The sequence below is a fragment of the Arthrobacter sp. YAF34 genome, assembly GCF_052113245.1.
GTDB lineage: Bacteria > Actinomycetota > Actinomycetes > Actinomycetales > Micrococcaceae > Arthrobacter.
Window position 1 is genome coordinate 160,712 of record NZ_JBFRCV010000012.1, and the last position, 14,264, is coordinate 174,975.

Genomic DNA, 14,264 nt, shown 5'->3' on the forward strand with positions numbered 1-14,264 from the left:
GCTTTGTTCGCTGGCGCCGGGCTGTTCGCTGACGGCGCACGATTGCCGGGAGCCCGCCACGCCGGGTCCCGGAGGAGCGGCGTACCCGGCCCCGGAGAGACCGTGTGAGCAGGTAACGGGCGCACGCACAGGCTTAAAACGCTCGGCCCCCGGATCGGTGATCCGGGGGCCGACTGTTCTAGGCCTCAGGGACTGCTAGAACTTCACTGCTGTTAGAACTTCACTGCTGTTAGAACTTGACTGCTGCGGGGTCATCGCTCGGCGTGGCCTCGGCAGCTTCTGCGGCTGTTTCTTCCTCAGCGGACTCAGCGGCCGGGGCGGCCTCGTCGCCGGGGCGGACGAACTCGCTCAGGTCAACCTTGTTGCCCTCGGAGTCGGTGACCTCGGCCTGGCCCAAGACAACGGCCAGCGCCTTGCGGCGGCGGACCTCGGAAACCATCATGGGGACCTGGCCGCTCTGATCGATGATCTGGGCGAACTGGTTCGGGTCCATGCCGTACTGGCTGGCGGTGGTGACGATGTAGTCAATCAGCTCGTTCTGGCTGACGTTGACTTCTTCCTTCTCCGCGATGGCGTCGAGGATGATCTCGTTCTGGAAGGCGCGCTCGGTGTTGGCCTTGACCTCGGCTCGGTGCTCCTCGGTGTCGTGCTCGCCTTCACCGTGGGCGTTTTCGGCGCTGAAGTGCTGTTCCAGCTGCTCTTCGACGATCGATTCCGGGACGGGGACCGCGACGAGCTCAACGAGCTTGTCCAGGACCTTGTCACGGGCCTCGACGCCCTGCTCTACAACCTTGGACTCGGCGGCCTGCTTGGCCAGGTCCTCACGGAGTTCGGCCAGGGTGTCGAATTCGCTGGCAAGCTGGGCGAAGTCGTCGTCGGCGACGGGGAGCTCGCGCTCCTTGACGGCCTTGACGGTAACCTTGACCTGAGCGGACTCGCCGGCGTGGTCGCCGCCCACCAGGGTGGTGTCGAAGATGGCGTCCTCGTCGGCGCTCAGGCCGGTCACGGCCTCGTCGAGGCCTTCGAGCATGGTTCCGGCGCCTACCTGGTAGGACAGGCCGGCTGCGGAGTCAACCTCGGCGCCGTCGATCGAGGCAGCGATGTCGATCGTCAGGAAATCCTTGTCGGCAGCCGGGCGGTCGACGGACTTCAGGGTGCCGAAGCGGCCGCGGAGCTCGTCCAGGGCCTTGTCGACGTCGGCGTCCGAAGACTCGGCGGCGGCAACCTCGACCTTGATGCCGGCGTAGTCGGGCAGTTCGATCTCGGGGCGGATGTCAACCTCGGCGTGGAACTTGAGTTCACCATCGGTGGCGGACGGGTCCGGAACCTCGGTGATTTCAACCTCGGGACGGCTCAGCGGGCGGATGCCGGTTTCCTGTACGGCGGCCTGGTACCAGCCGTTGAGGCCTTCGTTGATGGCCGTCTCCAGGACGTATCCGCGGCCAACGCGCTGGTCAATGAGCTTGGAGGGGACCTTGCCCTTGCGGAAACCGGGGACCTGGATCTGCGAAGCAACAGTCTTGTATGCCTCTGCGATGCTGGGCTTCAATTCCTCAAAGGGGACCTCAACATTGAGCTTGACCCGCGTGGGGGTGAGGTTCTCGACAGCGCTCTTCACAGTCTAAGTACTCCTGGTGTGGGGGGATAGGGTTCTGCATTGCCACGTGCTGGCAGTGCTTGCAGAGTCGGGGTGACAGGATTTGAACCTGCGACTTCCTGCTCCCAAAGCAGGCGCTCTAGCCAAGCTGAGCTACACCCCGTAAGTGCACAGAACAGTCTACGGTCATACTGTGCTGATTTGCACATTTGACACCGGGGCCCTGCATTAGGTTTAGTTGTATCCGGCTTGAACAGCCGCCCGGAAGTTTTGCTGGAAATCCAAGCTGGAAATTCAGCATCATCCGGGGACGTAGCTTAATGGTAAAGCCTCAGTCTTCCAAACTGATTACGCGGGTTCGATTCCCGTCGTCCCCTCCAAATATGACGAAAACGGCCCCTCTCCGGAGGGGCTTTTTTGTGCCCTGTCACTTCTTCGTCACTTTGTCAGCTGGTCCCGGATGCGCCGGCTCAGGCCTGCTGGCATTGCGGGCACCAGTACAGCTTCCGCGCCCCCAGCTCCGTGAGTGCCACAGGGGTGCCGCACTCCCGGCAGTCCAGGCCGTGCCTGCGGTAGACGAAGTGCGCTTCCTCGGGATCCGGGAGCATGCCGGGGACCCCGTCCCAATACTGCGGCGGCGTCGTAATGATCCGGCCGTCCCGGACGCCGTCGGACATCATGGCCGCGGCGTCGTCCCAGAGCAGGCGGGCCGCCTCCGCCGAAAGACCGGACCCCGGGAGCCAGGGGTTCAGCCGCTGCCTGAACAACAGTTCAGCGCGGTAGACGTTCCCGACGCCGGCAATCACCTTCTGGTCCATGAGCAGGGACGCCACGGGCGTGCGTTTTCCCGCCAGCGTGGCGGCGAAGGCATCCCGGTCACCGGGCAGGTTCCGCAGCGGGTCCGGGCCCAGACGGGTCAGGACGGCCGCCGCCTCAGCCCCGGTGATCGCCGCGCAGGTGGTGGCGCCGCGCAGATCCGCCCAGCCGTGCGCACCCACCAGCCGGACGCGGACAGCGCCCACCGGTGCCGGGGGGCCCGTGTATGCAGCAGCGGCTGCAGCCGGCGGTGCGGGGAGGTCGGCGGCAGGCTCACCCGCGGGCATCCCCGCAGCGCCGTCGTCGTAGACCTCCCGCTCCCCCACCTTCCGGGGCGCGCCGATGCTGGACGCACCGCGGAAGGTGGCGTCCCCGCCGAAGTTCCAGGCGCCGTAGAGCCCCAGGTGCACGTGCAGGACCGGGCCGTGCTCGAATTCGAGGAACAGATGCTTCCCGTGCGCGGTCGCGGCCGTCATGACGTGGCCGTCCAACAGGGCGGCACCGGGCGCGAACCGCCCCTGCGGGCTCGAGACTTTCAGCCTCTCCCCCTCGAAGACGTCACCGAACTGGCGCGCCAGCCGGTGGACGGAGTGCCCCTCAGGCACTACTGCACAACTTCGCCGGTGCGCTCGTAGGTGGCGATCTTGCCGATCCGGCGGACGTGGCGTTCGTCGTTGCTGAAGGGCTCCGCCAGGAAGGCCTCGATGATGGCGGTGGCCTCGTCCACGCTGTGCTGGCGGCCGCCGACGGCCACGACGTTGGCGTCGTTGTGTTCGCGGGCGAGCCGGGCCGTGGACAGGTTCCAAGCCAGGGCGGCGCGGACGCCCTTGACCTTGTTCGCGGCAATCTGCTCGCCGTTGCCGGAGCCGCCGAGCACGATGCCCAGGGCGTGGGTGCCGGCTTCCTGGTCGGCGACGACAGCGAGGGCGGCGTTGATGCAGAACGACGGGTAGTCATCCAGGGCGTCGTAGACCTCGGGCCCGTGGTCCACCACCTCGTAGCCCTTCGCGCTGAGGTGGCTGACGAGGTGGGCGCTGAGCTCCATTCCGGCGTGGTCGGTGGCAATGTGCACGCGCGGGAAGTCAGAAAGGGTCACGGCGGGTCCGTTCAGTTGCGGCGCCAGGCGGCGGCCGGGAGCGGTTGGGGGCTGGTCCAAGCCTACTAGGCCGGCCCTGCCGGGAAGGAGCCGCACGGGCACGCCGGCGCCGCCCCGCGGATTGTGTGGCCGTGTTACGTGGTCGTGTCACGCGGCCGTGTCACGCGCCTGGGGCCTCGCCGTTCCGCCGGGCCCTGGCTGCCACCCTGGAAAGGGTCCGGGAGAGGTTGTCCGCCGAGACTGCGGTTCCGCCGCTCACGGCCAGCCGTCTGCCGTCCGCGCGGTCAATGACCACCGCGGGACCGCTGCTGACCAGCAGCGCGGTGGTGTCGCCGTGGATCCGGAACCCCCACCCGCCGTAGTCCGCCGCCCGGACGTCCCGTGGCGTGGCCGCCTCGATGGCCGCGGCCGGAACGTCCATGACCCGGATGATTCCGGCCGCGAAGACCCGCAGCCCGCTGCGGTCAACCCGGATCCGTGCGAACAGGAACGCCGCAGCCACCAATGCCACAGCCACCAGGAGCGCGGCCAGCCAGGGCACCGCAATGGTGAGGAGGGCGGCGGGCAGAAGCGTCGCAATGCCGAGCATGACGAAGATCGAACTGCGGGCATGGACCCAGAGGCTGACGCTGTCCCGGGCCAGTTCCGGGTCCCGTTCGCGCGCGAGGGCCTGCCGCGCGGCCAGGTCGTCATCGACGGACCAGCGTTCGTCGGCCTTGAAAACGAAGCCCATGACGAAGCCCAGGCCGACGGCCGCGCCGCTTCCGAGTGCCAGGACCGAGGCGTCCACGTGGGATCCGCGCGCATCGGTGAGTCCCATTTGACCCACGAGTACGGCGGCGAGGACCGTGGTGATGAACAGGCTCATGGCGAAACCGGCGCCCATCATGATGCGGCGCATCATCGCCGGACGGGACAGCGGCACGGCTTGGAGCAGCACGGCCCAGCCGACCACCACGATCAGCGCGGCGCCCGCACCCGTGACGGCGGCGAACGGCGCGAAGTCTGCGGCACCGGCGTCGGTCCAGCGGACCGCCAGCGGCTCGGGCAGCTCCGGCCGGACCAGAAAGGCGCACACCACGAATCCGGCAGCCAGCATCAAGGGGAATCCGATGGCGAAGCGCAGCGCCCTGGCATCGACTGAGTCCCTGAACTTTCCCATGATCCAACGCTACCCCGGCTGGACCTGGCGGGATCCGCGGACGTGTGCGCAGGTCAGGAGGCCGATGCCCGCCCCACAGCGCGCTCACTTGACACGACTGGCCGCTAAAGGGGTGCCATAGCGGCCATCTGCGGCAAATCGGTGGAGAGAGTGCTGGCGGACGTCCGGAAAGCACCCGGGAAAGACTTTGTGACCGGGCTATCTTGCCAGGGGGCGGTGGCGTGAAAGAATGGTTTCACAGTATCGCCGGCGGCTGCGGCCGGCCGGCAGTATCCAACTTCTTCTGGAGGTCCCTTTGCCCGGTATGAACCTGACCCGCTCCGAAGCCCGCGAGCGCGCCGGCCTGATCGACGTCGATTCCTACGAGGTCAGCCTGGACCTGACCCGCGGCGAGAAAGTCTTCGGCTCCACCACGGCCGTGAAATTCCGAGCCAAGCCGGGGTCGTCGACCTTCATCGACGCCGTGACCCACACCGTGCACAGCGTGAGCCTCAACGGCCGCGAGCTTGATCCGGCTGTGGTCTCCGACGGGATCCGGATCCAGCTTCCGGACCTGGAGGCCGAGAACCACCTCCTCGTCGTCGCCGACGCCCCGTACATGAACACCGGCGAAGGCCTGCACCGATTCGTGGATCCGGTGGACAACGAGGTCTACCTGTACACGCAGTTCGAGGTTCCGGACTCGCGGCGCATGTTCGCCGTCTTCGAGCAGCCCGACCTCAAGGCCAGCTTCACGTTTACCGTCACGGCGCCGTCGCACTGGGACGTCGTCTCCAATTCCCCCACGCCGGTGCCGGTGGAAACCATCCCCGGCCAGGACGGCGGCGCCCGCTCCGTCTGGGAGTTCACCCCCACGCCGCGGCTCTCTTCCTATGTCACGGCGCTGATCGCCGGCCCGTACCAGTCGGTCCGCAGCGAGGTCACGTCGGCGGAGGGCAAGGTCACCCCGCTGGGCATTTTCGCCCGCAAGTCGCTCATGCAGTACCTCGATGCGGACAACATCTTCGAACTCACCCGGCAGGGCTTCGAGTTCTTCGAGGCCCAGTTCGGCTGCCCGTACCCGTTCGAGAAGTACGATCAGCTCTTCGTGCCGGAGTTCAACGCCGGAGCCATGGAGAACGCCGGGGCGGTCACCATCCTGGAGGGCTACGTCTTCCGCGGCAAGGTCACCGACGCCCAGGTCGAACGGCGCGCCATCACGGTGCTGCACGAGCTCGCCCACATGTGGTTCGGCGACCTCGTGACCATGCGCTGGTGGAACGATCTCTGGCTCAACGAGTCCTTCGCCGAGTACATGTCCCACCTCGCCGCCGTGGAGAACACGGAGTTTGACCACGCCTGGACCACGTTCGCCTCCGTGGAGAAGTCCTGGGCCTACCGGCAGGACCAGCTGCCCACCACGCACCCGATCTTCGCCGAGATCAACGACCTCCAGGACGTCGAGGTGAACTTCGACGGCATCACCTATGCCAAGGGCGCCTCGGTGCTGCGCCAGCTGGTCGCCTGGGTGGGGCCGGAAGAATTCATGTCCGGCGTGCGCGAGTATTTCAGCAAGCACGCCTGGCAGAACACCGAACTCAGCGACCTCATGGCCGAACTCGAGAAGGCCAGCGGCCGCGACCTCGAAAGATGGGGGCAGCTCTGGCTGGAGACCGCCGGCGTCAACACCCTGACCCCGGAGATCTCCGCGAATGCTGACGGCACCATCGGATCGTTCGCCATCGTCCAGTCGGCGATCGAGAGCCAGCCGACGCTGCGTCCGCACCGCCTCGCCGTCGGGTTCTACAACCTCAACGGCGCCGGCCAGCTGGAGCGCGTGCACCGCGAGGAGCTCGACGTCGACGGCGAGCGCACTGTGGTTCCGGCCCTGGTGGGCCTCGCCCGGCCCGATCTGGTCCTGCTCAACGACGACGACCTCGCCTACGCCAAGGTCCGGCTGGACCCGAAGTCCCTCGCCACCGCCACGGCCCACCTGAAGGACTTCAGCCAGAGCCTCCCCCGGACCCTCGTGTGGGGCTCGGCGTGGGATGCGGCGCGCGACGGCGAAACCCCGGCGCGCGGCTACGTGGACCTGATCCTGGCCAACATCGCCGAGGAATCCGATTCCTCCGTGATCCTGGTCCAGCTCCGCCAGCTCGCCACCACGCTGACCTTCTACGTGGCCGAGGAGCACCAGGAAGCCACCGCCGTCGCCGCGGCGGACAAGCTCTGGGGCCTCGCCTCGGCCGTTGCCGCCGGTTCCGACGCCCAGCTGCAGTTCGTGAAGTCCTACGCCCTGCTGGCCCGCAGCACCGGGCAGCTGGACACGGTGTCCGGGCTGCTGGACGGCTCGCTCACCCTCGACGGGCTGAGCGTTGACCAGGACCTGCGCTGGGAGCTGCTGACATCCCTGGTGGCGGGCGGGCGCGCAGGACAAGAGCGGATCGACGAGGAGCTGGCGCACGACAACACCTCCAACGGCCAGAACGCGGCGGCCCTCGCGAAGGCGGCCATCCCCACGCCGGAGGCCAAGGCCGAGGCCTGGGAATCCATCGTGGTCAAGGGCGAGCTGTCCAACGCCCTGCAGGGCTCCGCGGTGGCCGGCTTCACCCGGGTGCTGGATACGTCCCTGCTCGAACCGTACGCCGAGAAGTACTTCGAGGCCGTCCCCGGCATCGTGGCCGACCGCACCCATGCGCTGGCCTCGCAGATCGTCGTCGGACTCTACCCGGCCCAGCTGACCACGCAGGCCACCGTGGACCGGACGGACGAGTTCCTGGCCGCGCTGCCGGAGGACAGTGCCGCGCTGCGCCGGATGATGCTGGAAAACCGCGACGGCGTTGCCCGCGCCTTGCGGGCCCGCCAGGCCGACGTCGGCTAGGACGAGCCCCGGCCATCCTGGAACCCCGGTCCCGCCCCGTGCGGCGCCGGGGTTCCGCCGTTCTAGACTGACCGCATGAGCCTTGATGAACACCGCTACGCGCTGACCGTCCGCTGGACCGGGAACCTTGGGGCCGGGACGTCCTCGTACCGCGGTTATTCACGCGACCACGACATCGAGATCCCCGGCCTGCCGGTGCTGCGCGGCTCCGCCGATCCGACCTTCCACGGGCACCGCCAGCGCTACAACCCCGAGCAGCTGCTCCTTGCCGCGCTCTCGCAGTGCCACATGCTCTCCTTCCTGCACGTGGCCGTGAAGCACGGCGTGGTGGTGACGGGCTATGAAGACCGCGCCGAGGGCCTGATGCGGACCAACCGGGACGGCAGCGGGCAATTCGAAGCCGTCACGCTCAAGCCCCGCGTGACGGTCGCGGAAGCGGCCGACCCGGCTCTCCTCGAGGAGCTCCACGCCGAGGCCAACAAGGTCTGTTTCATCGCCCGCAGCGTCAACTTCCCGGTGCTGCACGAGCCCACGGCCGTGGTGCAGGGCCAGACGGACTGAACAGGTCAGCCGGGCCGGTCAGCCGGGGCCGCCGAGGCCTCTGCCCTGTGCGCGGCCACGATCCGGCGTTCCGTCTCCGGGCTCATCCCGGCCTTGCGTTCGCGGCCGAGTCCGCGGCGGCGCTCATCCGCCAGAGTGTCCCGCAGCGTGTCCATCCAGGGCCGGATGCGCAACCCGGCGGCCCTGGCAGCGTCATTGCTGCGGGTCGCGAAGCCTTCATGGCCCGGCGGCAGCCATAACGGCAGCGAATCGGGACCGGCCCAGTAGTTCACGCCGTGGGACGCGAGCCAGTCCTCCGGGACGACAACTATCTCTGAGTCGGCGTCGGCGAGCTGTCGCGATTCCTCCAGGTAGGCGGCGAAGGGCACGGTCTCCCCGACGGCATTCAGCGAGCCCGTGACGTGCGTCTCCGCCGCGGCAACTATCCACGCCGCAAGGTCACGGACGTCGATGATCTGGGTGGCATCGGCGGGGATGTCCGGGACCAGGACGGGAGCATCGTCCCGGGCGAAGCGGGCCGGCCAGTACCCATAGCGGTCGGAACCGTCCCCCGGGCCGCCGATCAATCCGGCGCGGCAGACGTGGGCCTTGTCCCGCGCCAGCCCGAGCGCCCACTGTTCAATCGCGGACTTGGCTTCGCCGTAATTTTCCATTGTCAGCTCAGTGCCCGGAGCCAGCGGCGGGAGTACGTCCGCGTCTTCGGCGGCGCCGGGAACCGAATGGTCCGCGTAGACCGAGCAGCTCGAAACGACGGTCCAGTGCCTGGCCGTGTCCGCGAGTGCCTCCAGCGCCTCGCGGGCCTGCGCGGGATCCCGCGAGACGTCAATCACGGCGTCCCATCCGGCCGGGTCGGAACCGTCCCCCGCCACGGGCGCATAGGCGGCCTGCCCCGCCGAGCGGTCCGCCCGCACCCACGTGGCCCCGGCCGGCGGGGCGGAGAGGGTTCCCCGGGCCAGGCAGGTGACATCATGCCCGCAAAGGAGAGCCCGCCGGGCTATTTCTGCGGAGAGGAATGCTGTACCGCCGAGGACCAGGATGCGCATGGGTGCCACGCTACGGCGCTAATGTTGAAGGACAACAGAGTGTTATGCGGCCGGCGAACGCCGGCACGGAGTTGAACAACTGCACCGTGTGCACCACCAGTTACACGGCCACCCACTGCAAGGAGCAAACCCTACCGATGTACAGCACCCTAACCGTCGAGCCAATCACTCCGCAGGAAATTTCGGCGATCAACCTGCCGGGGGTCCTGATCAGCATCGGAATCGGCGTTGCGGTCTGGCTGGTGGCCTCATTCATCATCTCCGGGATCACCAAACGCGTCGCCGAGGGCAGCACCTTCTTCAAGAAGCGGCACTTCCGCTGGGTGACGCCCGCACTGCGGGCACTGGACCACGAGCGCCGGGTCCAGCGGGCCAACACCATCGGCGCCCTGCTGCGGAGCGTGGTGGGCGTCTTGGTGGCCGCCCTCACCATCATGTATGTGCTCAAAAACCTGAACGTGGACATTGCACCGCTGCTGACCAGCGTCGGCATCCTCGGTATCGCCATCGGTTTCGGCGCGCAGCAGCTGATCCGCGACTTCCTGGCTGGCATCTTCATCACCCTCGAGGACCAGTACGGGATCGGCGACGTCATCGAGACTTCCGAGGTAGTCGGCGTCGTCGAGTCGATGAACCTGCGGATCACCCGGGTCCGGGCGGACAACGGCACCATCTGGTACCTGCGCAACGGCGAAATCCTGCGCGTGGGCAACCGTTCCCAGGGCAACTACATCGCGCCCTCGGCTCCGCCGGCCAACGAGGCCGAATCCACGCAGCAGCAGGCCGGAGAATAGAGCCATGACGAATCCCAGCGCCGCCGAGCCGCGGCAGCCCAAACAGCTGCTGCAGAACGATCCGTTCAGTCAGCCCGGCTACACCGACAATTTCTACGACGCCGTCGGCGGCCACGAAACCTTCGTGAAGCTCATCGACATTTTCTACGACGGCGTCGCGACCGATCCGCTGTTGCGCGCCATGTACCCGGAAGAGGACCTGGGCCCGGCGAAGCGGCGCTTCCTGATGTTCCTGGAACAGTACTGGGGCGGCCCGACGACGTACGGCGAGGAGCGCGGGCACCCCCGGCTGCGGATGCGCCACATGCCGTTCCGGGTGACCCCGGAAGCCAAGGAACGCTGGCTCCTGCACATGCGAGAGGCGGTGGATGCCCTGGAGCTGCCGCCGCTGTACGAGGGAACGCTCTGGGACTACATGGAGCGGGCAGCCCTCTCCATGGTGAACAGCCCGTCGGAGGCGTGAGCCCGGACAAGGAAAGACCGTTGACAAGGAAAGACTGTTGACAAGGAAAGACCCCGGAGGCACTTGGGGGAATGTCTCCGGGGTCTTTCTGTGCACGAGAATACCCTTCCGGGTATCCGGGTTGCAAGATCAGGTTTCGGGCAGCGTCGGTGTCCTGTGCCTAGAGCCCCGAACCGGTCCGGACCAGCACGTGGCCGCGGGTACCGCTGAGACGGAACCAACGCCCGGCGCGGTAGAGCCGTTGCTCGCCGTCGGCCAGGAAGCCCAGGGTCAGCGCTGCGAACGCGGCGCCGGCGGGGAGGCCGCCGGCATCGGTCAGCTCCCGGCCCCAGACAGTCGCCCGGGCGTTGTTGACGATCAGCGCGCCCGGCTTATCCGGGATGATCGCGGCGATCTCCCGGATGCCGGCCTCGGCGGCGGCCTGGAGGACAGTGTCCTGCAGGGGCCCGAGCGGCTCCCACCCGGCCCGGGGCGCCCCGATCCCGGCCCATGACTCACTGACCGTCATCGGCGGGATGGGAAGTTCGACGTCGTGCTCCCCCGCCCGTGCCAACCGGTCCAGCACCGCGGCCAGCGGCACCGTCACGTCGGTGTCCGCCGGCCGTGCCAGCGCCATGGTCCGCAGGCCCAGGATCGTGGGCGTGGACTCGCCGAGGAGCCGCGGCCGCAGGACGCAGACGTAAGCGGCAAGGACCGGCCCGGCCGCCTGGAGCCGGATGGCGCCGTCGTCAATGGACTTGGCGCGCGTTGCGAAGGTGCGCAGGTCGGCGAGGTCGCGCGGATCGGTGAACTGCAGGGGCTGGGTTAGGACATCAGACACATCACCGACTCTACCGGCTGCGCTTCCTTGCAGCGGCGCCGCCTTTTCTCAAGCAGTGTCACCTTTTTGAGCAGTGTCCCCATTTCCCTTTTGAGCAGTGTCCCAGGGCCGTCTAGAGTCAGACCATGACTGATGCCGAAGCCGGACTCCCGGGGCTGCCCCCGCTGGACCCCACCTCCTCGCTCATCCAACTTCTCAACCTCGGCGAGCTTGAGGGCGCACGGACGGACGAGGACATTTTCATGGGTCCCTCGCAGCAGCAGCCCAGGCAGCGTGTCTTCGGCGGACAGGTGCTGGCGCAGTCCCTGATCGCCGGCAGCCGCACTGTCGATCCGGACCGCAGCGTGCACTCAATGCACGGCTATTTCCTCCGGCCGGGCGATGCCAACCAGCCGATCACCTTCGGCGTGCAGCGCCTGCGCGACGGCCGGTCCTTCTCCGCCCGCCGGGTCCACGCCTATCAGGAGGGCATGCCCATCCTTTCGATGATCGCGTCGTTCCAGACCGAGGACGAAGGGATCGAACACCAGTCGGAGTTCCCGGAAGGCATCCCTGACCCGGAATCGCTGCCCAGCACCGCCGATTTGCTGGGTAAGTTCGACCACCCCGTGGCCCGGCACTGGGCCTACGAGCGGCCGTTCGACATCCGGCATGTCGATCCTGCGCTGTACGTCTCGGCCAAGGGGCCCAAGGAAGCCAGGAACGCCGTCTGGATGAAGACCTTCGGTCCGATGCCCGATGACGCCGGCCTGCACCGGGCCGCACTGGCATACGCGAGCGACTACACCCTGCTGGAGTCGGTCCTCCGCAGGCACGGGATGAGCTGGATTACGCCCGGGATGTCCGTCGCAAGCCTGGACCACGCCATGTGGTGGCACCGGCCGGTGCGGGTTGACGAATGGCTGCTGTACGTCCAGGAATCCCCCAGCGCGCAGGGCGCGCGGGGCCTCGCCACCGGCAGGATCTTCAGCCGGGACGGCCGGCACGTGGCAACGGTGGCGCAGGAGGGCATGGTCCGCGTCCCGATCGATCTGGGGAACAAAGTGGACGGCGCCGTGCAGGCGGCCGTCTAGTCCGGCGTCCTGGCACACCAGATGGGCAGGCCGACTACAACTGGGCCGGGCCGTCGGTTGGCGGGAACATCGACTCAAGTGCACGAAAAAAGCCGGTTCCCCTTTGCGGGGAACCGGCTTTTTTCGTGGCTCTGGTGCGCCGCGCGGGATTAGTCGCGGGTGAGGCGGCGGTGCGTCACGCGGTGCGGCTTCGCCGCGTCCGGGCCCAGGCGCTCCACCTTGTTCTCCTCATAGGACTCGAAGTTGCCCTCGAACCAGTACCACTTGGAGGGGTTCTCCTCGTCGCCTTCGTAGGCGAGGATGTGGGTGGCCACGCGGTCCAGGAACCAGCGGTCGTGCGAGACCACGACGGCGCAGCCCGGGAATTCGAGCAGGGCGTTTTCGAGGCTGCTGAGGGTCTCGACGTCGAGGTCGTTAGTCGGTTCGTCGAGGAGCAGCAGGTTCCCGCCCTGTTTGAGGGTCAGCGCAAGGTTGAGGCGGTTGCGCTCACCGCCGGAGAGCACCCCGGCCTTCTTCTGCTGGTCCGGGCCCTTGAAGCCGAAGGCGGCCACGTAGGCGCGGGACGGCATTTCGACGTGGCCGACCTGGATGTAGTCGAGGCCGTCAGACACGACCTCCCACAGGGTCTTGTTGGGGTCGATGCCGCCTCGGCTCTGGTCGGCGTAGGAGATCTTGACGGAATCGCCAATCTTCAGTTCGCCGCCATCGAGCGGCTCGAGGCCCACGATGGTCTTGAACAGCGTGGATTTACCGACGCCGTTGGGGCCGATGACGCCGACGATGCCGTTGCGGGGCAGGGTGAAGGACAACCCGTCGATCAGCGTGCGGTCGTCGAAGCCCTTCTGAAGGTCCTTGGCTTCGAGCACGAGTCCGCCCAGGCGCGGTCCCGGCGGGATCTGGATCTCTTCGAAGTCGAGCTTGCGGGTACGGTCCGCCTCGGCGGCCATTTCCTCGTAGCGGGCCAGACGGGCCTTGGACTTGGTCTGGCGGCCCTTAGCGTTGGAGCGGACCCACTCGAGTTCCTCGGTGAGGCGCTTGGCCTGCTTGGCGTCCTTCTTGCCCTGGACTTCCAGGCGGGCGCGCTTCTTCTCCAGGTACGTGGAGTAGTTGCCCTCGTAGGGGTACAGGTGGCCGCGGTCCACTTCGGCGATCCACTCGGCCACGTGGTCGAGGAAGTACCGGTCGTGGGTGACGGCGAGGACGGCGCCGGGGTAGCTGGAGAGGTGCTGCTCCAGCCACAACACGCTTTCGGCGTCGAGGTGGTTGGTGGGCTCGTCAAGCAGCAGCAGGTCCGGCTTCTGCAGCAGGAGCTTGCACAGGGCGACGCGGCGGCGCTCACCACCGGAGAGCAGGGTAACGTCGGCGTCGGCGGGCGGGCAGCGCAGGGCGTCCATGGCCTGTTCCAGCTGGGAATCGATATCCCAGGCGTCGGCCGCGTCGATTGCTTCCTGCAGCTGACCCATTTCCTCGAGGAGGGCATCGTAGTCAGCATCGGGGCTGGCCATTTCTTCGGAGATCTCGTTGAAGCGCTGGATCTTGCCGTAGATTTCACCGACGCCTTCCTGGACGTTGCCCAGGACGGTCTTGTCTTCGTTCAGCGGCGGCTCCTGCAGGAGGATGCCCACCGTGTAGCCGGGGCTGAGCCGGGCCTCGCCATTAGAAGGAGTGTCCAGGCCCGCCATGATCTTCAGAATGGTTGATTTACCAGCACCATTCGGGCCGACAACGCCAATCTTGGCCCCCGGGAAGAAGGACATGCTCACGTCATCGAGGATGAGTTTTTCGCCGACAGCCTTACGGGCCTTGGTCATTGTGTAGATAAATTCCGCCATGCCTACAAATCTAGTGGTTCGGCCGGGATAACTCACATTCCGGCGGCCCCGGATTCTCCCGTTGTTGCCGCCGGGCCGACGCCGCCGGACGGTCCGCTCCACTCTTGGATCGTCCCGCTCCAGTCCCGGACGGCCCTGTTCGGCCCT

Annotated in this window: 12 protein-coding genes and 2 tRNA genes; 6 read left to right on the plus strand and 8 right to left on the minus strand. The window is 67.4% G+C overall.

What is annotated here, in order from left to right; translation table 11 throughout:
• Positions 1 to 229: 229 nt before the first annotated feature.
• Positions 230 to 1,618, minus strand: a complete 1,389-nt coding sequence (gene tig, locus AB4Y72_RS15435) for a trigger factor (RefSeq protein ID WP_441427031.1) — start codon at positions 1,616 to 1,618, stop codon at positions 230 to 232.
• A gap of 67 nt (positions 1,619 to 1,685) precedes the next feature.
• Positions 1,686 to 1,760 (minus strand) — tRNA-Pro (locus tag AB4Y72_RS15440).
• Between the two features lie 143 nt (positions 1,761 to 1,903).
• Here AB4Y72_RS15440 and AB4Y72_RS15445 point away from each other — a divergent pair.
• Positions 1,904 to 1,977: transfer RNA gene (locus tag AB4Y72_RS15445), tRNA-Gly, on the plus strand.
• Positions 1,978 to 2,067: 90 nt separating this feature from the next.
• On the opposite strand, the gene AB4Y72_RS15450 is transcribed toward AB4Y72_RS15445, so the two are convergent.
• From AB4Y72_RS15450 to AB4Y72_RS15460, 3 genes are all read right to left on the minus strand, one after another.
• The gene (locus AB4Y72_RS15450) at positions 2,068 to 3,018 is read right to left on the minus strand and encodes an Fpg/Nei family DNA glycosylase (RefSeq protein WP_441427032.1); all 951 of its coding nucleotides are present in this window, start codon (positions 3,016 to 3,018) and stop codon (positions 2,068 to 2,070) included.
• A complete protein-coding gene (locus AB4Y72_RS15455; RefSeq protein ID WP_441427033.1) occupies positions 3,018 to 3,509 on the minus strand; it encodes a ribose-5-phosphate isomerase in 492 nt (163 codons plus the stop codon). The genes AB4Y72_RS15450 and AB4Y72_RS15455 overlap by 1 nt, the downstream gene beginning before the upstream one ends.
• Positions 3,510 to 3,669: 160 nt before the next feature.
• Positions 3,670 to 4,671 carry a hypothetical protein gene (locus AB4Y72_RS15460; protein ID WP_441427034.1) on the minus strand — a complete coding sequence of 334 codons (1,002 nt, stop codon included), beginning with the start codon at positions 4,669 to 4,671 and terminating at the stop codon, positions 3,670 to 3,672.
• Positions 4,672 to 4,975: 304 nt separating this feature from the next.
• Between AB4Y72_RS15460 and pepN the strand changes: the two genes are divergently transcribed.
• Positions 4,976 to 7,531: an aminopeptidase N gene (gene pepN / locus AB4Y72_RS15465; RefSeq protein ID WP_441427035.1), complete on the plus strand. Its 2,556-nt coding sequence runs from the start codon at positions 4,976 to 4,978 to the stop codon at positions 7,529 to 7,531.
• A 75-nt stretch (positions 7,532 to 7,606) separates the two neighbouring features.
• Positions 7,607 to 8,092, plus strand: coding sequence for an OsmC family protein (locus tag AB4Y72_RS15470; protein WP_441427036.1), 486 nt, complete (start codon positions 7,607 to 7,609; stop codon positions 8,090 to 8,092).
• Between the two features lie 5 nt (positions 8,093 to 8,097).
• On the opposite strand, the gene AB4Y72_RS15475 is transcribed toward AB4Y72_RS15470, so the two are convergent.
• On the minus strand, positions 8,098 to 9,135 hold the full coding sequence (locus AB4Y72_RS15475; protein ID WP_441427072.1) for an NAD-dependent epimerase/dehydratase family protein: 1,038 nt from the start codon (positions 9,133 to 9,135) through the stop codon (positions 8,098 to 8,100).
• Between the two features lie 137 nt (positions 9,136 to 9,272).
• On the opposite strand from AB4Y72_RS15475, the gene AB4Y72_RS15480 reads away from it, so the two are divergent.
• On the plus strand, positions 9,273 to 9,929 hold the full coding sequence (locus tag AB4Y72_RS15480) for a mechanosensitive ion channel family protein (protein WP_441427037.1): 657 nt from the start codon (positions 9,273 to 9,275) through the stop codon (positions 9,927 to 9,929).
• A gap of 4 nt (positions 9,930 to 9,933) precedes the next feature.
• Positions 9,934 to 10,392 carry a globin gene (locus AB4Y72_RS15485; RefSeq protein WP_441427038.1) on the plus strand — a complete coding sequence of 153 codons (459 nt, stop codon included), beginning with the start codon at positions 9,934 to 9,936 and terminating at the stop codon, positions 10,390 to 10,392.
• Between the two features lie 160 nt (positions 10,393 to 10,552).
• Here the strand turns inward: AB4Y72_RS15485 and AB4Y72_RS15490 are convergent, their stop codons facing one another.
• Positions 10,553 to 11,212: a hypothetical protein gene (locus AB4Y72_RS15490; RefSeq protein WP_441427039.1), complete on the minus strand. Its 660-nt coding sequence runs from the start codon at positions 11,210 to 11,212 to the stop codon at positions 10,553 to 10,555.
• A 125-nt stretch (positions 11,213 to 11,337) separates the two neighbouring features.
• On the opposite strand from AB4Y72_RS15490, the gene AB4Y72_RS15495 reads away from it, so the two are divergent.
• Entirely contained in the window at positions 11,338 to 12,285 is a 948-nt protein-coding gene (locus tag AB4Y72_RS15495; RefSeq protein ID WP_441427040.1) for an acyl-CoA thioesterase, read from the plus strand.
• 149 nt (positions 12,286 to 12,434) lie between these two features.
• Here AB4Y72_RS15495 and ettA read toward each other — a convergent pair whose 3' ends face one another.
• Entirely contained in the window at positions 12,435 to 14,117 is a 1,683-nt protein-coding gene (gene ettA / locus AB4Y72_RS15500; RefSeq protein ID WP_441427041.1) for an energy-dependent translational throttle protein EttA, read from the minus strand.
• Between the last annotated feature and the right edge of the window lie 147 nt (positions 14,118 to 14,264).

Excerpts from the sequence above, each read along its gene's own strand:
- AB4Y72_RS15495 (WP_441427040.1), top strand. The coding sequence starts at position 11,338 with ATGACTGATGCCGAAGCCGGACTCCCGGGGCTGCCCCCGCTGGACCCC.
- pepN (WP_441427035.1), top strand. The coding sequence starts at position 4,976 with ATGAACCTGACCCGCTCCGAAGCCCGCGAGCGCGCCGGCCTGATCGAC.
- AB4Y72_RS15470 (WP_441427036.1), top strand. The coding sequence starts at position 7,607 with ATGAGCCTTGATGAACACCGCTACGCGCTGACCGTCCGCTGGACCGGG.
- AB4Y72_RS15485 (WP_441427038.1), top strand. The coding sequence starts at position 9,934 with ATGACGAATCCCAGCGCCGCCGAGCCGCGGCAGCCCAAACAGCTGCTG.
- AB4Y72_RS15460 (WP_441427034.1), bottom strand. The coding sequence starts at position 4,671 with ATGGGAAAGTTCAGGGACTCAGTCGATGCCAGGGCGCTGCGCTTCGCC.
- ettA (WP_441427041.1), bottom strand. The coding sequence starts at position 14,117 with ATGGCGGAATTTATCTACACAATGACCAAGGCCCGTAAGGCTGTCGGC.
- AB4Y72_RS15480 (WP_441427037.1), top strand. The coding sequence starts at position 9,273 with ATGTACAGCACCCTAACCGTCGAGCCAATCACTCCGCAGGAAATTTCG.
- AB4Y72_RS15475 (WP_441427072.1), bottom strand. The coding sequence starts at position 9,135 with ATGCGCATCCTGGTCCTCGGCGGTACAGCATTCCTCTCCGCAGAAATA.